Source organism: Streptomyces sp. NPDC001406, from assembly GCF_042895285.1.
In the GTDB taxonomy this organism is placed as follows: domain Bacteria; phylum Actinomycetota; class Actinomycetes; order Streptomycetales; family Streptomycetaceae; genus Streptomyces.
The window spans coordinates 49,849-67,666 of record NZ_JBIAWG010000014.1 but is presented as its reverse complement, the minus strand read 5'-3'; the positions used below and the strand labels follow the sequence as shown (position 1 = coordinate 67,666).

Genomic DNA, 17,818 nt, shown 5'->3' with positions numbered 1-17,818 from the left:
TTCTGATCGACTCGGCGGATGCGTGCCATCTCCCGCGGCCTGTCCGCCGCCCTCGCCGGACTCCTGCTCCTGACGGCCTGCGGCCAGGAGACCGGCGCGGCCCACCGGTCCGACGGCTCGGCGTGCGGCACCGGGTTCTCCTCGAAGCCCGCCGCGTCCCGCGCGCCCTCCGCCGAGGAAACGGACGGTGTAGTCGTCACCGGCGTCGGTGGCGGACCCCACCGGTGCGCCACCTACCAGGTGACCAACCGCGGGACGGAACCCTTCACCTACGCCGTCACCTTCAAGCTCGTCTCCGATTCCGGAGCGGCGCCCGAGTCCAGGTCCGCGACCGTGCCGTCCGTCGGACCCGGCCGGACCGTGACGGGCAGCGTCTCACTGATCACGGACGTGCCGGACGCGCCGGAGTGGTCGCGCGTCGAGGTCACGAAGGTCAGGAGCGTCCCCGTCGACGAGGCACCGGCCGAAGGCGGGCGCTGCCCGTCGTCCGGGGTGCGGCTGTACGCCGACGACGGTGATGCCGCGATGGGACTTCGCGTGGTGACGCTCCATCTGGAGAACTGCGGGACCGGCACGTTCCGCGTCGACGGTTACCCCCGGGTGAGTCCCCTGGGCGAGGATCACCGGCCGGTGAACGGGGTGCGCGTGCTGCACGACGGCTCGTCCATCGCCGGGAGCACCGGAGCCGACGGCCCGCCCCGGCCGCTGGCGCTGAAGCCGGGGGAGCGGGCTCATGCGGGTCTGGTGTGGCGCAACACGGTCCTCTCCGGCACGCCCGTGAACGCCCCCTACGTCAGGGTGCGGGCCGAGCCGGGTGCCGCGCCGGTGATGGTGACACCGGAACTGGACCTGGGCACGACAGGAAAGTTCGCCGTCGGCCCGTGGAAGAAGGGCGAGTAGGCCGCGGTCACAGGGGCGACCCCTCCCGCAGACAGGCGACCGTTCCGGACAGCGCGGCGGTGTGCAGTGCGGTGAGCGTGGGCAGCCGTGCGGTGAGCGGGATGGCGGCCAACTCGCCGGGAGCGAACAGCCCGTGCCGGTCGCGCTCGGGGCTGAGCCGGACGCGCGTGTCGTCGGCGAGGGTGCCGCCGTGGAAGAAGCAGTCGAGGACCGGCCCGGTGCCGAGGACGTCCTTGCGGTGGTCGACGCCGATCAGGCGGGGAGCGGGCCCGAGTTCGACACCGGTCTCCTCGCGCATCTCCCGCCGTGCGGCCGTCCACGGGTCCTCCCCGTGGTCGAGCATCCCGCCCGGCAGCCACCAGGTCCCGGCGACCGGCGCCTCGGGCCCGTAGCGCAGGAGCAGGATGCGGTCACGGGCGTCCAGCATCAGCACGCACGAGGCGAGCAGGGCCTGGGGCTGGGTCTTGATCCAGATCTCACGGGGTACCCACTCCGCCACGCATGCCTCCCCAGTCGGATGACGGATCCCTGCCCGGATCCCGGCGGCCCGGAACCCGGTTGCCCCGCACGAACGCCGCTGCCAGGGTCGTCCCCATGCCCCACTTCACCGCGTACGACGGAACCGAGCTGGCCTACCACGCCTTCGGCGACGGCCCACCCCTGATCTGCCTGCCCGGTGGGCCGATGCAGGCCTCCGCCTACCTCGGCGACCTCGGGGGTCTTTCCGGACACCGTCGGTTGATCATGCTCGATCTGCGGGGAACGGGGTCCTCGGGCGTGCCCGAGGACCCGGCGTCGTACCGCTGCGACCGGCTCGTCGCGGACGTGGAGGCGCTGCGCGAGCATCTGGGACTGGACCGGGTGGATCTGCTCGGGCATTCGGGCGGCGCGAATCTGGCCGTGCGATACGTGGAGCACCATCCGGACCGCGTCGGCAAGCTGGCGCTGATCACACCCGGCCCGATGGCCGTCGGTCTCACGATCAGCGGGGATCTGCGGCGCGAGACGGCCATGCTCCGACGGGACGAGCCCTGGTTCCCGGAGGCCTTCGCGGCGCTGGAAACGATCGTCGCGGGCCGGGCCACCCCCGACTCCTGGCAGGCCATCGCGCCCTTCTACTACGGCCGTTGGGATGCGGCGGCACGCGCTCACCGGGCTGCGGAGGACGCACAGCGGAACCAGCAGGCCGCAGCCGTCTACGGAGCAGAGGGCGCCTACGCCCCCGACGCCACTCGCACCGCACTCGCCGCCTTCGGGCAGCCGGTACTGCTGCTCGCCGGCGAGTTCGACCTGAACTCGCCGCCACCCGCGATGGCCGAGTTCGCCGGGCTGTTTCCCGACGCCCGGTTCGTTATCCAGCCCGGCGCCGGCCACTTCCCGTGGCTGGACGACCCCGAGCGTTTCCGCACCACGAGCGCGGCGTTCCTGGACTGAGGTGCCGTCAGGCGCGGAGATACCGACAGGCCCTGAGGGGCCGTCAGACGTGCGCCGCGACCATCGTCGGGTCGTCGAGGACGGCCCGCACCACAAAGTGCGCGGCGCCCAGCAGCGGCCCCTCCGACCCCAGCCGTGACACCGACACCGGACACGCGGGCCCCGCCGTGCGGTCGGCCAACTCGCGCTCCAGCGACGGCAGCAGCCAGGGCGAGAGCCCGGCCAGCGCGCCGCCCAGGACGACGGATTCCGGGTCGAGCAGGTTGACCGCCCCGGTCAGGGCGATGCCGAGTGCCGTCCCCGCGTCCCGCAGGGCCCGTCGTACGTCCTCGTCGCCCCCCTCGGCGCGCCGGGCCAGGAGACCGACGAGATCCTCGCCCGGCTCCAGGCCGGCCGCGCGCAGGACCGCCTCCTCGCCGGCGTACTGCTCCAGGCACCCGCGCCCGCCGCACGGGCACGGCGGCCCGTCCGGCCGCACGGGCACATGGCCCAGCTCGCCGGCGAAGCCCCGGGTGCCGCGCAGCAACTGCCCGTCCACGACGACCGCGGCACCGATGCCGATCTCGGCCGACACGTGCAGGAAGTCGCCGGGCGTGCGCTCGCCGAGCCAGAGCTCGGCGAGCGCGCCGAAGTTGGCCTCGTTGTCCACGGTCAGCGGGATGCCGGTGGACAGCAGGGCGCCGAGGTCCAGGTCGTTCCAGTCGAGGTTCGGGGCGCGTACGACCGTCCGCGCGTCGCGCGCCACCAGACCGGGTACGGCGACCGCCAGCCCGGCCGGCCACAGCCCCTCCCGTTCCGCCTCGGCGACGACCCGGCGGACCAGGGCGGTGAGTTCCCGGATCACCGGTCCGGGAGCGCGGCCGCGGTTCGCGCCGTGCCGCACGGCCCGCGCGCGGACCGCGCCGCGCAGATCCACCGCGCACACCGCGAGATGGTCGACGCCGACCTCCGCCCCGATGCCTGCCGGGCCGTGCCCACTGACGGCGAGCGCGGATCCCGGCCGGCCCACCCTGCCGGGCCGTTCGGGGCCCAGCTCCTCCAGCAGCCCGGTGCGGATCAGCTCGTCCACGAGGGTCGACACCGCCGCACGCGTCAGACCGATGCGCGAGGCGACCGCGGCACGCGAGAGCGACCCCTCGGCGCTGACCGCGTGCATCACGCGGGCGAGATTGCGGCGGCGGATGCCCTGCTGGGTGTCGGGCAGAGCGTGGCCGGGACCGGCCGGCCGGGCCTCGTGCAGCGGTGCGGTCATGCCTCCGTCAGTCCTCGGTCCGTGTCCCCGGCAGACGTCCTCCGCCGGGCTCCGTCGGTGGGCGTCGGTCAGTGGGCGTCCGTCCCCCGCTCCAGCAGTGGGGCCGCGTCGGAGAGTACCCCGGAGATCCGGGCCAGTGTCTCCTCGTCCCGCTCCACGGCGTCCAGCACCGGTCCGGCGGCGGTGTTCCAGCGGCGGGCGACGGAGGTCGGGTCCTCGCCGGTCAGCAGTCCGGCCGCCTGCGCCGCGGCACCGAGCGCGACCAGTTCCCTGGCCTCGGGCACCTGTACCGGCCGGCCCGACAGCCGCCGTACGGTCTGCTGCCAGGCCGTGCCGCGGGCTCCGCCGCCGATCAGCAGCAGCGGTGCGCTGCGGTCCGCGTCCTCGTCGAGCACCAGGTCGAGGGCACCGAGCAGCGAGTGGACAGCGCCGTCGTACGCCGCCTGCAGGAGCTGCCCGCCCGTCGTGTCGTGGCGCAGCCCGTGCAGCAGACCGGCGGCGTTCGGCAGGTTCGGGGTGCGCTCGCCGTCCAGGTACGGCAGGAGGGTGACCGAGCCGCCGGCCTCCACGGCCTCGCGGTCCAGGCCCAGCAGCGCCGCGACGCGATCGACGGCGAGGGTGCAGTTCAGGGTGCAGGCCAGCGGCAGCCAGTCGCCGTGCGCGTCGGCGAAGCCCGCGACGGTGCCGGTCGGGTCGGTGGGGCGGTGCTTCGACACGGCGTACACGGTGCCCGACGTGCCGAGGCTCAGTACCGGGGTGCCGGGGCGCAGCCCGAGGCCCAGCGCGGCCGCCGCGTTGTCGCCGGTGCCCGGCGCGACCAGGGTGCCCTTGGAGAAGGGCAGGTCATGGCTGTCGCGCACCGTTCCTGCCACCTCGCCCGGCCGTACGACCCGGGGCAGCAGCGCCGGGTCGAGTCCCACGTGCCGCAGGGTCTCCTCGTCGTACGACTCGGTCCCGGACGCCCACCAGCCGGTGCCGGAGGCATCGCCGCGGTCGGTCGTGCCCTGGCCGGTGAGACGCTCGGTGAGGTAGTCGTGCGGGAGGCGCACCGCCTTGGTGGCGCGGACCGCGTCCGGCTCGTTCTCGGCGAGCCAGGCCCACTTCGTGACCGTGAAGGAGGCGCCGGGCACACTCCCGGTGCGCTCCGCCCAGCCCTTGGGGCCGCCCAGCTCCTCGACCAGACGGCGGGCCTGGGGCGCAGAGCGGACGTCGTTCCAGAGCAGGGCGGGCCGTACCGGCTCACCCCGGGCGTCCAGGGTGACCAGGCCGTGCTGCTGGCCGCCGATCGACACCGCGGCCGCCTCGTGGGCCGCGTCACCGCACTGGCGCAACGCCTCGCACAGCGCGTCCCACCACTGGCGCGGGTCGCTCTCCCGGCCGGCGCCGGAGGAGACGGTGTGGGGAGCCTGGCCGCTCGCCACGACCTCCCCGGTGGACGCGTCGACGACCAGCCCCTTGGTGGACTGGGTGGACGTGTCCACGCCGACGACGAGCGGACCCTCGGCTGCTGACATCGGGCTCTCCCTTTTCCCCGGCTCGCGGGATCTGGCCTGGTGTTTTCCGATGTGTCCAGGGAGTGGCGACCGGTACGTCACCCCTTCGAGGACATCTTGTCCCTTCCCAGAGACGCGAGCGCATACTAATTTGTAAACGGCCATGACGAAATAGTCGGAGCAAGCAAGGAGTCGCGGCATGAGCTACCAGCCCACCCCCGAGGACAGGTTCACCTTCGGCCTGTGGACCGTCGGCTGGCAGGGACGGGACCCGTTCGGAGACGCCACCCGCCGCGCCCTCGACCCGGTCGAGACGGTGCAGCGCCTGGCCGAGCTGGGCGCCTACGGTGTGACCTTCCATGACGACGACCTGATCCCCTTCGGGTCCTCGGACGCCGAGCGCGAGTCGCACATCAAGCGCTTCCGCCAGGCCCTGGACGCGACCGGCCTGACCGTGCCGATGGCCACGACCAACCTCTTCACCCACCCGGTCTTCAAGGACGGCGCGTTCACCGCCAACGACCGCGACGTGCGGCGCTACGCGCTGCGCAAGACGGTCCGCAACATCGACCTGGCGGTCGAGCTGGGCGCGAAGACGTACGTCGCCTGGGGCGGCCGGGAGGGCGCCGAGTCCGGCGCCGCCAAGGACGTGCGCGTCGCCCTCGACCGCATGAAGGAGGCCTTCGACCTCCTGGGCGAGTACGTCACCTCCCAGGGCTACGACCTGCGCTTCGCCATCGAGCCCAAGCCGAACGAGCCGCGCGGCGACATCCTGCTGCCCACCGTCGGCCACGCGCTCGCGTTCATCGAGCGCCTGGAGCGCCCGGAGCTCTACGGCGTCAACCCCGAGGTCGGCCACGAGCAGATGGCCGGGCTGAACTTCCCGCACGGCATCGCGCAGGCCCTGTGGGCGGGCAAGCTCTTCCACATCGACCTCAACGGCCAGTCCGGCATCAAGTACGACCAGGACCTGCGCTTCGGCGCCGGTGACCTGCGGTCCGCCTTCTGGCTGGTCGACCTCCTGGAGACCGCCGGATACGACGGTCCCCGGCACTTCGACTTCAAGCCGCCGCGGACGGAGGACTTCGACGGCGTGTGGGCGTCGGCGGCCGGCTGCATGCGCAACTACCTCATCCTCAAGGAGCGGTCGGCGGCCTTCCGCGCCGACCCGGAGGTCCAGGAGGCCCTGCGCGCCTCGCGGCTCGACCAGCTGGCGCAGCCCACCGCGGCTGACGGCCTGCAGGCGCTGCTCGCCGACCGCACGGCGTTCGAGGACTTCGACGCGGAGGCGGCCGCCGCGCGCGGGATGGCCTTCGAACAGCTCGACCAGCTGGCCATGGACCACCTGCTGGGCGCACGGGGCTGAACCGCACGCGCGTGGGGCGGCCGTTTCATGGCTGCCCCACGCGCGCGTGCCGTTGTCGGTCTCTGCCGAGCGGCTTCTGGACGGAACGCACCAAAACCGTGCGATCCCTGTACGAGTCCGTATCAACTTCCGTGCGGGGGTCGCGCGTTGCCTGATACGAGGCGACCCTTGACGGTATGGCAATGCCACCCGTGCCACCCCGGCCGCCCGGACCTCCGAGCGACACCCCGCCTCCGGGCGGCGGCTTCGGACCGCCGCCCGGAGGCTACGACCCGCCGACGACCCCCTTCAGCGCTCTCGAGCCTCCGAGCAGGCGCCGGACCCCGCTGTTCGCCGTGCTGGCCGTCCTCGTGACCGCGGCGGCCGTCGCGGCCGTGTTCCTGATGGCCTCGGGCGGCGACGGCTCGCCGGAGAAGAAGCCGCCCGCGCAGAGCAGCGCGAGCACGGGCGGCTCTCCCCGGCCTTCCTTCAGCATCCCCACCGAACTGCCCAGCAGGCTGCCGTCGAAGCTGCCGAGCGGGCTGCCGTCGGGGTTCCCCACCGAGGTGCCGAGTGACCTCGAATCGATCCTGCCGTCCCTTGCGGGTGAACTTCCCTGACGGGGCGGCTAGATGCCTTCGGGCAGCTGGACGTAGGTCACCGTCGTCTTGATGCCGCTGTCGACCAGACGGCCCTGTGCGTCGAAGGCGCCGGGGCCGTCCGTCATACCGAAGTCGTTGTCGTTGATGAGGGCGAGCGTGTCGCGGTCCACGCGCGCGATGCCCTCGATCTTCCCGGGCACACCGCTCACCGTGCCCAGGTCCACGACGAGCCGCTTGGCGAGCACCGGGACGCCCGCGGCCGTCGGGTCCTCCAGTTGCTCCAGCGACGGAGACGTCGTGTCGTCGTCCCAGGGGCCGCCGAGGATGTCCGCCTTGTGCCCCAGCCTCACCAGCTGCAGCCGGGCCGTCTTGTCGGTGCGCTCCTCGACCAGCAGCCGGTCACCGCCCACGGCGACCACCGAGGAGATCTTGAGCTCGGACGGGTCGTCCTCGCTCGGGTCGACCACGTTCACCGGGTCGAACCGGTAGGCGTACTCGGCGGTGACCGCCTTCTTCTTCGGCGAGAACCGCAGCAGACGCGTCGTGCGCGAGGCGTCACCGGCGTTCGCGTCCGGCAGCGAGAGCGGGCTCTGCACGGCCATCACCAGGTCTCCGCAAGGCAGTTGGGCCAGCCCCTCGAACCCGCGGTTGGTCTTCCGGTGCAGCAGCACGGACGGCAGCGCCTCGACCACCGGGTAGTCGGTGCCCGTGAGGTTCAGCCCCTTGGGCACGTAACGCGTGAGCACCTTCCCGCGCGCGGAGACATGGATCAGCGACGGGCCGTACTCGTCGACGAGCCAGAAGGTCCCGTCCTCGGCCCGCACGATGCCCTCGGTGTCCACACCGTTCGGGTTGTACGACAGGGGGGTCTTCGCGTCATAGCTGTACGGCGCCTCGTCCCGGCCCTGCTGGTTGGACAGCCCGGTGACGGCCTTGCCCGACCGGGTGGTGAGCGGAATCGCGTCGATCACCTCCACCTTGTCCCCGGTCACCCGGATCTTCACGATCGCCGGGTCGAAGCCCGGTACCGGGAACGTGCGGCGCTTCTTGCCGTCCACCTTGATCTGGCCGTTGGGGCCGCGGTCGGTGACCGTCCAGTACTCGCCCTTGCGGCCCGCCGGGTAGATGTCGCTGCCGATGCCGCCGAGGTCCACACCCCGGTCGTTGTCCACGCTGCCGGGAAGCAGGGCGTTGCTGAACGCGCCGAGCGGGATGTCGCCGAGCGTCGCCGTACGGATGACGTGCGCGGCGTCCCCGGACGGTGCCGCCGCGGCCGTGCCGGCGGCCACGAGGGCGGCCGCGAGAGCCAGGGGCAGACCCGTCGTGACGGAACGGTTGACGACGCGGCGCCGGCCGGTGGCGTGCGGGGACATCGGGCCTCCTGGGAGCAAGTTCATTGACAGCGGCCAGATTTGGGTCCCCGACGGAACGTCGTACGACCGTCGGATGAACGGAGGGCGTCTTCCACTCGTCGGTCGTGATGGTCTCGTGCGGGGCTGGGGATCGCATGAGTGGCGGATCGTCAGGAACCCGAGAAGGTACCGGCCTTCCTCAGGACCCTCCGGACGGTTCGTCATCGAGCCACAGCCGGGCCGCCGCAAGTGCCGTCGCCGGATCCCGTTCCGGGCCTCCCGCGGGCAGCCAGAGGCCTCGCTCCTCGATGTACGGCCACCAGCGGCAGTCCCGGCTCAGGCGCAGCTGAATCCCGGCCCCCGGGACCGTCCACCGGTTGCCCGACGCCTGCAGCTGCGGCCGATCGTCGTCCTCGCCCCAGGCCGCTTCGAGCGCGGCACGCGCGCGTGCGAGCGCTTCGCCCGTCACCTGCCACTCCGCGTCCAGCACGGACAGTGCTGCCGCACCACCGTGGCGCCAGGCGCGCACGGCAGCCGAAAGCCCTTTCCGGCCACGCCCCGCTCCCTCGGCGAGCCGGTCCGCGACGGCCCCCTCGGGGGCACCGACGGCCAGGCGCACGGCATCCTGCTCCGGCGTCAACTCGGCTTGGCAGGGCCCTGGTTCCGGTACGGCGCCGAGTGCCTCCGCCAGCAACCGGTGTGCCTCCGCGGCGGTCCGCGCCGCCAGGTACGCCAGCGCCGCCGGATCGACCCCAGGGGCGGGCGGCGCCTCGGCGTCCAGGGACGCAGGCGCGCCGGGCACGTCCGGGAGGCCGGGCAACGCGGGCAGCGGAGGGAGGATGTCTCCGGCCGCCCAGGCCTCCGCGGCATCCACCCCCACCTGTTCGGCGGGCTGCTCCTCGGGGGAGGTGCCGCGCGACTGCAGAGCGTCGAAGAACGCGCTCTTTCCGATGCCGCGCATCAGCAACAGGACGAACGGATCCTCGTCCAGCAGCCGCGCCACCTGGTGGCAGAGCGCCGCCGTGTGCCCGCAGTGGTCCCAGGCGCCGCAGCCGCACTCGGCTTCCAGATCGCCCATGCCCGGCAGGAGTTCGATCCCCACGGCCGCCGCGTCCTCGACCAGGTGCGGGGGGAGCTCCCGGTCGAGCAGCGCCGCCACGTGCCCCGCACGCTCGACGGCCAGGTCCAGGAAACGGGCCCACTGCTCGTCGGTCAGCCGCGGCAGCAGGACGTCGGCCCGGTGTGCCGCGCGCCCCGGCTCGCGCACCATCGCCGTCACACGGCCCGGGCGCACCGACACGGCGCCCACCGCACCCGCGCGGGCGAGCCTGCGTCCCGCCTTGACCTGCGCCGCGTCCAGCGCCGTGTCCTCCAGCGACCGCAGCCAGCCTCGGCCCCACCACGTCCGGGCGAAGCCCCGCCCGCGCGCGGGCGCCAGCGCCGGGAACGTGCGCTCCGTGTCGTCGTCGTACCGGCTCATCGCGCCTCCCCGCGCAGTGCCACCAGATCGGCCAGTTCCGCGTCCGTCAATTCGGTGAGAGCCGCCTCGCCGGCTCCGAGCACCGCGTCGGCCAGCTCGCGTTTGCGGCTCAGCAGCTCCGCGATGCGGTCCTCGACGGTGCCCTCGGCGATCAGCCGGTGCACCTGTACCGGCCGGGTCTGGCCGATGCGGTACGCGCGGTCGGTGGCCTGCGCCTCCACAGCGGGGTTCCACCAACGGTCGTAGTGCACCACGTGCTCGGCCCGGGTGAGGTTCAGGCCCGTGCCGGCGGCCTTCAACGACAGCAGGAAGACGGGCACCTCACCGTCCTGGAACCGTCGCACCATCGCCTCACGGCCGGCGACGGGCGTGCCGCCGTGGAGAAGCTGCGACGCCACGCCACGGGCCGACAGATGGCGTTCCAGGAGGCGCGCCATGCGTACGTACTGGGTGAAGACCAGAACGCCCGCCCCCTCGGAGAGGATCGTGTCGAGCAGTTCGTCCAGAAGCTCCAGCTTCCCCGAGCGCCCCGCGATCGTCGGGCGGTCCTCCTTGAGGAACTGCGCCGGGTGATTGCAGATCTGCTTCAGGCCGGTGAGCAGCTTCACGATCAGGCCCCGCCGCTCCATGCCGTCGGCCGCCCGGATCCGCTCCAGTGTCTCGCGCACCAAGGCCTCGTACAGGCCCGTCTGTTCCTCGGTCAGCGGCACCGGGTGATCGGTCTCGGTTTTCGGCGGCAGTTCGGGCGCGATGCCGGGGTCCGACTTGCGGCGCCGCAGCAGGAAAGGCCGCACGAGCCGGGAGAGCCGCTCCGCGGCGAGGGGGTCCCGGCCGCTCTCGACGGCGTGCGCGTACCGCGCGCGGAAGGTGCCGAGGCGGCCCAGCAGCCCAGGGGTCGTCCAGTCGAGGATCGCCCACAGCTCGGACAGGTTGTTCTCCACCGGGGTTCCGGTGAGCGCCACGCGTGCGCGTGCTCCGATGGAGCGCAGCGCCTTGGCGGTCGCCGCGTAGGGGTTCTTCACGTGCTGGGCCTCGTCGGCGACGGCCATGCCCCAGGGCACCTCGCCGAGCCGGGCGGCGTCCATGCGCATCGTGCCGTACGTCGTGAGGACGAACTCCCCGTCGGCCACCGCGTCGAGACTGCGCCGGGCCCCGTGGAACCGCCGCACCGGTGTGCCGGGCGCGAACCGCTCGATCTCGCGCTGCCAGTTGCCGAGCAGGGACGCCGGGCAGACGACGAGCGTGGGACCGGCGGCCGACGCGTCGGTCCGCCGGTGCAGATGCAGGGCGATCAGCGTGATCGTCTTGCCGAGGCCCATGTCGTCCGCCAGGCAACAGCCCAGGCCCAGAGAGGTCATGCGGGCCAGCCAGCCGAGGCCCCGCAGCTGGTAGTCGCGCAGGGTCGCGTCGAGGGCGGCCGGTGGGACGACCTCTTCCCGCGCCTCCGGGTCGGCGAGCAGGTCCCGCAGTTCCGCCAGCCGACCCGTGGCCCGTACGTCGACGGGGGTGCCGTCGATCTCCGCCGAGCCGGTCAGCGCGGCGCCGAGTGCCTCGACCGCGCTGACCTTGCGGTTCTGCCGTGCGCGGGCGTGGCGCGCCTCCTCGGGATCGATCAGGACCCAGCGGTCGCGCAGCCGCACCAGCGGACGCTTGGCCTCCGCGAGGCGGTCCAGTTCCTCGCGCGTGAGTTCCCTCCCGCCCAGCGCGAACCACCAGCTGAAGCTGAGCAGGGCGTCGGTGGAGGGGAACGAGGGCATGTCCGCCGGATTCCCGTCCCGCCCCGGCTCGCCGTCCGGCGGACCGACGGCCGCATGGACGGACAGTTCGCGCGACACCTCCCGCGGCCAGTGCACGTCGACACCCGCCGCGGCGAGGGCGCGGCCGCCCTGCCCGAGAAGCTCGGCGACCTCGTCGTCCGCGAGTTCGACGGCGTCGGGCACGCCCGCCGAGAGCAGGGGCGTCAGCGGCGGCCAGGCGCGCGCAGCGCGGCGCAGCGCCAGGAGGGCGTCCATCCGCGCGCGGGGGCCGAAGGCACCGCCTGAGGGGCCGGATCCCGCCCACACCTCGGCCGCGTCCGCGACGACGGCGGGTCCGCTCACCCGGTGCACCTGGAGCACGGCACGGAACCGCACGGGCGTGTCGTCGCCCACCTGGTCGTCGACGGCGTCGTGCGCGGCGTCCTCGAGTCCGGGCACTTCGATGCGCAGCGAGAGCCGTACGCCCGCGTCATGGCCCGCGGCGATGTCGTCGGCCCAGGCCCGTTGCGCGGGCAGGTGCTGCGGCTCGGGCGCCGCGTAGGCCGGGCCACCCGTCACCAGCCGCGCGGCGGGGGAGCGGGGGAGCGCGTCGGCCACCGCGTCCAGGAAGGCGCGCAGCAGCCGCTCGGGGTCCGGCATCAGGGGCGCGTCGGCGGAGCCGGCCGACGGTACCGCATGGGCCTCGGGCGGCATGGCGGCGGCGAGTTCGCGGACGAGTTCCGTGTCCCGGGCGGACAGGGGCCCCACCCGCCAGGCGTCGTGATCGGCGGGGGACAGGCCGGGCAGCAGCAGACCGCGCGCCAGGAAGTGCAGGGCGAGCACACCCGCCATGCCCCAGAACGCGGTCGCCCGGTGCGCGTGCGGGAAGACACGCGCGCGTGTGAGGAGCGGGAGCGCGGTGCGCACCGGCATCAGCACCGCGGGCACCCGTACCCGCTCGACGCCGCCCCCGCGGGGCAGCAGGACGGTCAGGTCCGCGACCGCTCCCGATGCGACGGCCGGGGGAGCCTCGCCGTCGGGTCGCCAGAAGCCGACGGTGCCGGTGCGAGCGGGATCCGCCGGTACGAACACGGTGCCGCATCCGGCCAGTTGGGACAGGTCGGAGAGTGGTGCCGCGGGGATTCTCTGCACAGCTCTGCCCGCACTCCTCAAATTTGACTACTGAGCTCCGGGTTGCCGAGGGTACAGCACATGGACGGGCGACCTGGAATGGCTAGGCTGTGACCCGAGCCACTTCACCAGGTGTTCGATTCGCAGTGCCGGTGCGGGCGCTCAGGGACGCGTAGGGGTTGCGTCTCAGGGACGTCTCAGGGTTGCGCTCCGGAACCGCGGGAGGCGCGGGCCCGTTTTCAGATCAGAGAGCGGCAGTGGCCGCGAAGGAGGCGACGCACATGTCGAATAGCGCGAAGATCGCCGCAGGGGGTGTGGCGGTCGGGCTCATCCTGTTGATCTGGGTGCCCTGGTGGGTGTCGTTCCTGATCGTGCTGGGAGTCCCGGCGGCCGCATACCTCATGCTGGACCCCTCGCAGCGGCGCAGGCTGCGCCGTGTCGCGCGCAAGGAGATCGGTCGCTGAGGCGCTGTCGCCCCGGCGTGTCCCCGCCCATGGCGCCCGGACATCGCCTCGGTGGCCTCCTCGGCGCCCCGGACGGACGCTGATGACACGAGTCCCGGCCCGTTGGCCGGGACTCGTCCCGCGTGGGCTCAACTGGGCCGTACGGCCAGCTTGTCGAGTGCCTCCAGAAGGCCGGGGAGCTCCGGGCCGCGGCCCACCGGCAGGACCTCGCCCGGCTCGTCGTCCAGCAGCACGAAGGCGATGTCGTCCGTCCGGGCCACCATCGACCAGCCGGGGCCGTCGGCGCGCAGGGTCCGGGCATCGCCGGGCGCGAACGAGGAGCGGACCCGGCCGAGAGGCGGTGGCGAGTCCACGTACGCGCGTGCTTCCGCCAGGACCCGCCGGACCCCGCCATGGCCCTTCAGCGCGTCCTCCGTGCCCTTCGGAGCGTCTTCTCCCGCCTCCTCCGGCGCGTTGCCCGGCGTCGGGAAGTCGGCGTCGTCGATCTGCTCCCGCCACACCGCCCACTGGAGCGCGATCTCGTCCGCGCCCAGGCGCCGCTGGGCCGGGCCCCAGGAACTTGTGTCCGGCGGGGTCAGCGGGTTGCCGTCCGCCATGTCGGGGCCGGGATCGTGCGGCGCCGGTACGCCCGGAGCCGCAACGGCGACCGCGAGGGGCCAGCCCGGCAGCGCGGCGACGACCGTGCGCTCGTCCGGCGACAGTTCGTACTCCATGCCGCAGTCCCAGGACGCGATCGCGACCGCGACCAGCGAGACGTCGTCGATGACGACCGTCCAGCGGGCCCCGTCGCCGTCCTGGCCCAGCACCAGCCCGTATCCGTCGGCGCGCGGCGCGAGGCCCAGCGCCGTACAGGCCTCCGGATAGTCGTCACCCAGCACGCTCGGAAACTGCGCAGGCGTCAGCAGCACCGCCGTGAGCACGTACAGCGCATCGTCCGCGGCGGCGACGGCCTCGTCTTCTGTCTTGGCCATCCCAGCCTCCCCAGTGGTTCGTCCAACGGCGCGCACCCTAGTGCGAGCGGAAGGCGGTTGTCACGACTCCCCATCACACCCGGAGCTGCAGTTTTCCACCTGGAGCGGGCGAAACGACCGGATCCGCGGCCGATAGATCAGGACACCGGCAGCCCGAGAAGGTCGCGAGCCACCGTCCGGGGCGACTCGTCGCGCTCCCGGGCCAGCACGATCACGGCCCGGCACGCCAGCTCGCTCACCCCGAACGACAGTGCCTCCGGGGACACCCAGCCCGCCGCTTCGTCGATCCGGTCCTGGTCGTCCTCCGCGCGGGCCGACACGTAGGCGGCCGCCGCCTCGAACAAGTTGTGTGCGCGTTTCTCCCGGCCGACGGCCTCCTTTGTGCTCGTGGAGGATCGGAATCCGGTGACGTACTTACGGATCCTGTCGAACATGCGGACCGCCTTCCGCCTGTGTGGCTTCGACTCTGATCGTTCATCTGCTCCTGTTCAACGTAGAGTTGGAGCTTCGGCGACAGAAGAGGGTCGAATCGGTGAAGTGGTTCGAGCGGCCCGAACACGGACGTCTCAGCGGCCGGCCTCGTCGAGTGAGGCGATGGTGTCGCGCAGCCAGGTGAGTTCGGCCCGGCTCGTGGCACGCGCGATGGTGAGGATGCCGCTCCGGAAGGGGTCGTCCAGCTCTTCGGCGCGCAGCGGCCGGTCACCCTCGTAGAAGAAGCTCGCCGGCTCCTCCAGGAAGGCCAGCCTGCGCCGCAGGACCGTCGCCTGGGCGGCGGGGTCGTCGAGGTGTCTGAGGAAGGCGAGCACCGTGAACCAGCGGTTCTCGTCGGTGATGTCGCGCTGCGCCGGTTCGGCGAGCCGGCGGCGCAGCTCGCTCCGGCCCTCCTCGGTGAGCGTGAGCACATGGCGCGGCGCGGCCACGGACCCCGGCTCGGTGGCCCGGGCCAGGAGGCCGGCCTTCTCCAGCCGCTTGATCGCGGGATAGAGCGTGCTCTCGGCCACGGGGCGGACATGTCCGGTCAGCGCGGCGATGTGCTTGCGCAGGACATAGCCGTGCAGCGGGGCGTCGTAGAGGAATCCGAGGATCGCGAGCTCCAGCATGTCCGCATTCTCTCTTATGCGCGCTGTACATCGAGACCTCGATACTTCGACTTACATATACCTCGGTTCCGATGTATCTTGGCGGCGTGCCGAACGCGGCATTCGAGCGACTCATGGGGGACCCGTGAAGCAGACCGAGTTCGACGGCAAGGGCAGCTGCATTCGCTGGACGGAGACGCCCGGCGAGGAGCCCGCGCGGGTGTACGTGCACGGACTGGGGTCGGTCTCGTCCGTGTATCACGCGCACATCGCGGCACGCCCGGAACTTGCCGGCCGGCGGAGCCTGTTCGTCGATCTGCCCGGACACGGCATCAGCGACCGGCCCGAACACTTCGGGTACACGCTGGAGGACAACGCCGACGCCCTGGCCGCGGCACTGGACGCGGCCGGTCTCCCCGGGGCCGAGCTGATCGCGCACAGCATGGGCGGGGCGGTCGCCATCGTGCTCGCCCGTCGGCGGCCCGATCTCGTCTCCCGGCTGGTCCTCGCGGAGGCCAACCTCGACGCCTTCCCGCCGGCGACGGCGGGGAGCAGCGGCATCGCCTCTTACGAGGAGGACGAGTTCGTCGACGGGGGGCACGCGCGCGTGCTGCGCAAGGTCGGCCCCCTCTGGGCGGCGACCATGCGGCTCGCCGACCCGCGGGCCCTGCACCGCACCGCCGTCGGGCTCCGACGCGGCTCGGAACCCGTCATGCGCACCATCCTGGAAGGACTGGAGATCGACCGCCTGTACCTTCAGGGCGAGCTCAGCGGTGAACTCCAGGGCAGGGAAGCCCTGGAAGCCGTCGGCGTTCGCGTGGTGACCATTCCCGGCGCCGGGCACAACGTCATGTTCGACAACCCGGACGCCTTCGTGGCGGCGGTCGCGGGGAGGGTGTGAGGGGCGGGTGCGAGGGGCCGTTCCGACACACGACCCGGCGGCGCCCCGCGCGCGTGGACCCGCCGCCGTGCGCGGCAGGGAGGCCGCGCTCAGCGCTCCCGGACCGCCAGCGCGAGGAAGCGGGTGTCCTCGTCGACGTACGACGTCATACGCCACCCTGAGCCTGCCAGCAGGGGACCGAGGTTGGCCTCCGCACGCAGGTCGTCCGGGGTGATCTGCCGCCCCTGGCGCGCGGCCAGGACCGCCCGGCCGATCGGATGGAACAGCGCCAGCGTGCCGCCGAGCCGTACCACACGCGCCAACTCCCGCAGATTCTCGGCCGGATGGGGCAGGTGCGCGATGAGGCCCGCCCCGAACACGGCGTCGAGGGACTTTGACCGAAGCGGCAGCGCGGCGACGTCGGCGAGCACCAGCCGGCCGTCGCGGTCCCTCCCGGCCCGTACGGCCGCCTCCAGCATCTCCGGAGTCAGATCGACCCCCACGACCACGCCCGAGGGTCCCACGGCCGCGCGCAGCGGCGGCAGGGCGCGTCCCGTGCCGCAGCCCGCGTCGAGCACCCGGTCCCCCGCGCGCAGCCCCAGGTCGGCCACGGCGGACGCGTAGGCGGGGCCGTCGTCGGGGAACTTGCTGTCCCAGTCGGCAGCACGGGCTCCGAAGAACTCCTGGACGTGTGTGTGGTCGTCGCTCATGCTCCGCATGATCCCTCACCGGCACGGTTTCGTACGTCCACTGGTGCCGCTACGTCCATGACGCAGGGTGCCTTCTACGCGCATGTTCGAGCGGGACGCGATCGTTCCAGCGCGTCTCCATGTCATATTCCAGCACCTTTCGAAATGCGCCCCCTTCGTGCACCCATGCACCCCTAGCGTCCCGGGGCCATGGGACACCTCGACCACGCCGCCTTCGGCTGGCTGACCCCTGTGCTGTCGTATGCGATGGCCTGCGTCGGCGCCGCACTGGGACTGTGCTGCACCGTCCGCGCGCTCGGCACCACGGGCCGCTCGCGCCGCAACTGGCTCGTCACCGCGGCCTCCGCGATCGGTACCGGCATCTGGACCATGCACTTCGTGGCCATGCTCGGCTTCGGGGTCAGTGGCACGGGCATCCGCTACGACGTGCCGCTGACCATCCTCAGCCTGCTGGTTGCCATGGCCGTCGTCTGCGTCGGCGTCTTCGCCGTGGGCTACGGCCGGGACCGCACTCGGGCACTGTTCCTCGGCGGCCTCACCACCGGGCTGGGTGTCGCGAGCATGCACTACCTGGGCATGGCGGCGGTACGGCTGCACGGCGACATCACCTACGACCCGGTGCTCGTCGCGCTCTCCGTCGTGATCGCCGTGCTCGCGGCCACCGCGGCCCTGTGGGCGGGGCTGAACATCAAGTCGCCCGCCGCGGTCACGGTCGCCTCCCTCGTCATGGGAGCAGCCGTCAGCAGCATGCACTACACGGCCATGTTCGCGGTGAGCGTGCGCGTCACGCCCTCCGCCTCGGTCCTGCCCGGGGCCACGGCGATGCAGTTCATCTTCCCCCTCGCCGTCGGCCTCGGGTCCTATCTGTTCCTCACCTCGGCGTTCGTCGCCCTCTCGCCTGCGGCGGGCGAGCGCGAACCGTCCGCTGCCGCCCGGCGGACGGTCGAGAGCGCCGCCGCCCGCTAGTGGGCCCCGGCAGGGCGCGCCCC

17 protein-coding genes are annotated in these 17,818 nt (G+C 72.8%); 7 read left to right on the top strand and 10 right to left on the bottom strand.

Annotated elements, in window-relative coordinates:
- Positions 1-18: 18 nt before the first annotated feature.
- On the top strand, positions 19-900 hold the full coding sequence (locus ACFY1J_RS31380; RefSeq protein ID WP_390732421.1) for a DUF4232 domain-containing protein: 882 nt from the start codon (positions 19-21) through the stop codon (positions 898-900).
- 7 nt (positions 901-907) lie between these two features.
- Here the strand turns inward: ACFY1J_RS31380 and ACFY1J_RS31375 are convergent, their stop codons facing one another.
- The gene (locus ACFY1J_RS31375) at positions 908-1,399 is read right to left on the bottom strand and encodes an NUDIX hydrolase (RefSeq protein ID WP_390732420.1); all 492 of its coding nucleotides are present in this window, start codon (positions 1,397-1,399) and stop codon (positions 908-910) included.
- A gap of 95 nt (positions 1,400-1,494) precedes the next feature.
- On the opposite strand from ACFY1J_RS31375, the gene ACFY1J_RS31370 reads away from it, so the two are divergent.
- Entirely contained in the window at positions 1,495-2,334 is an 840-nt protein-coding gene (locus ACFY1J_RS31370; protein ID WP_390732419.1) for an alpha/beta fold hydrolase, read from the top strand.
- Between the two features lie 43 nt (positions 2,335-2,377).
- Here ACFY1J_RS31370 and ACFY1J_RS31365 read toward each other — a convergent pair whose 3' ends face one another.
- Together ACFY1J_RS31365 and xylB are read right to left on the bottom strand one after the other, a co-directional pair.
- Positions 2,378-3,586, bottom strand: coding sequence for an ROK family protein (locus ACFY1J_RS31365; RefSeq protein ID WP_390732418.1), 1,209 nt, complete (start codon positions 3,584-3,586; stop codon positions 2,378-2,380).
- Between the two features lie 68 nt (positions 3,587-3,654).
- Positions 3,655-5,100 (bottom strand): xylulokinase, encoded by a 1,446-nt coding sequence (gene xylB, locus ACFY1J_RS31360; RefSeq protein ID WP_390732417.1) that lies wholly within the window; start codon positions 5,098-5,100, stop codon positions 3,655-3,657.
- A 178-nt stretch (positions 5,101-5,278) separates the two neighbouring features.
- On the opposite strand from xylB, the gene xylA reads away from it, so the two are divergent.
- Positions 5,279-6,445, top strand: coding sequence for a xylose isomerase (gene xylA, locus ACFY1J_RS31355; RefSeq protein ID WP_363300582.1), 1,167 nt, complete (start codon positions 5,279-5,281; stop codon positions 6,443-6,445).
- A 176-nt stretch (positions 6,446-6,621) separates the two neighbouring features.
- Complete coding sequence (locus ACFY1J_RS31350) at positions 6,622-7,044, top strand: hypothetical protein (RefSeq protein WP_390732416.1); 423 nt, start codon at positions 6,622-6,624, stop codon at positions 7,042-7,044.
- A gap of 8 nt (positions 7,045-7,052) precedes the next feature.
- On the opposite strand, the gene ACFY1J_RS31345 is transcribed toward ACFY1J_RS31350, so the two are convergent.
- From ACFY1J_RS31345 to ACFY1J_RS31335, 3 genes are all read right to left on the bottom strand, one after another.
- The gene (locus ACFY1J_RS31345) at positions 7,053-8,399 is read right to left on the bottom strand and encodes an esterase-like activity of phytase family protein (protein WP_390732415.1); all 1,347 of its coding nucleotides are present in this window, start codon (positions 8,397-8,399) and stop codon (positions 7,053-7,055) included.
- Between the two features lie 178 nt (positions 8,400-8,577).
- A complete protein-coding gene (locus ACFY1J_RS31340) occupies positions 8,578-9,858 on the bottom strand; it encodes an SWF or SNF family helicase (protein WP_390732414.1) in 1,281 nt (426 codons plus the stop codon).
- Entirely contained in the window at positions 9,855-12,746 is a 2,892-nt protein-coding gene (locus tag ACFY1J_RS31335) for a DEAD/DEAH box helicase (protein WP_390732413.1), read from the bottom strand. The genes ACFY1J_RS31340 and ACFY1J_RS31335 overlap by 4 nt, the downstream gene beginning before the upstream one ends.
- 260 nt (positions 12,747-13,006) lie before the next feature.
- On the opposite strand from ACFY1J_RS31335, the gene ACFY1J_RS31330 reads away from it, so the two are divergent.
- Complete coding sequence (locus ACFY1J_RS31330) at positions 13,007-13,189, top strand: hypothetical protein (protein WP_363300587.1); 183 nt, start codon at positions 13,007-13,009, stop codon at positions 13,187-13,189.
- A gap of 128 nt (positions 13,190-13,317) precedes the next feature.
- Here the strand turns inward: ACFY1J_RS31330 and ACFY1J_RS31325 are convergent, their stop codons facing one another.
- The 3 genes from ACFY1J_RS31325 to ACFY1J_RS31315 form a co-directional block, all read right to left on the bottom strand.
- Positions 13,318-14,160, bottom strand: a complete 843-nt coding sequence (locus tag ACFY1J_RS31325; RefSeq protein WP_390710471.1) for a hypothetical protein — start codon at positions 14,158-14,160, stop codon at positions 13,318-13,320.
- 137 nt (positions 14,161-14,297) lie between these two features.
- On the bottom strand, positions 14,298-14,594 hold the full coding sequence (locus ACFY1J_RS31320; RefSeq protein WP_390710472.1) for a hypothetical protein: 297 nt from the start codon (positions 14,592-14,594) through the stop codon (positions 14,298-14,300).
- A gap of 132 nt (positions 14,595-14,726) precedes the next feature.
- On the bottom strand, positions 14,727-15,260 hold the full coding sequence (locus ACFY1J_RS31315) for a PadR family transcriptional regulator (protein WP_390710473.1): 534 nt from the start codon (positions 15,258-15,260) through the stop codon (positions 14,727-14,729).
- A 124-nt stretch (positions 15,261-15,384) separates the two neighbouring features.
- Between ACFY1J_RS31315 and ACFY1J_RS31310 the strand changes: the two genes are divergently transcribed.
- Positions 15,385-16,140: an alpha/beta fold hydrolase gene (locus ACFY1J_RS31310; RefSeq protein ID WP_390710474.1), complete on the top strand. Its 756-nt coding sequence runs from the start codon at positions 15,385-15,387 to the stop codon at positions 16,138-16,140.
- Positions 16,141-16,229: 89 nt separating this feature from the next.
- Here ACFY1J_RS31310 and ACFY1J_RS31305 read toward each other — a convergent pair whose 3' ends face one another.
- Positions 16,230-16,829, bottom strand: coding sequence for a class I SAM-dependent methyltransferase (locus ACFY1J_RS31305; protein WP_390710475.1), 600 nt, complete (start codon positions 16,827-16,829; stop codon positions 16,230-16,232).
- Between the two features lie 189 nt (positions 16,830-17,018).
- On the opposite strand from ACFY1J_RS31305, the gene ACFY1J_RS31300 reads away from it, so the two are divergent.
- Positions 17,019-17,795, top strand: coding sequence for an MHYT domain-containing protein (locus ACFY1J_RS31300; RefSeq protein WP_390710476.1), 777 nt, complete (start codon positions 17,019-17,021; stop codon positions 17,793-17,795).
- Positions 17,796-17,818 lie beyond the last annotated feature (23 nt).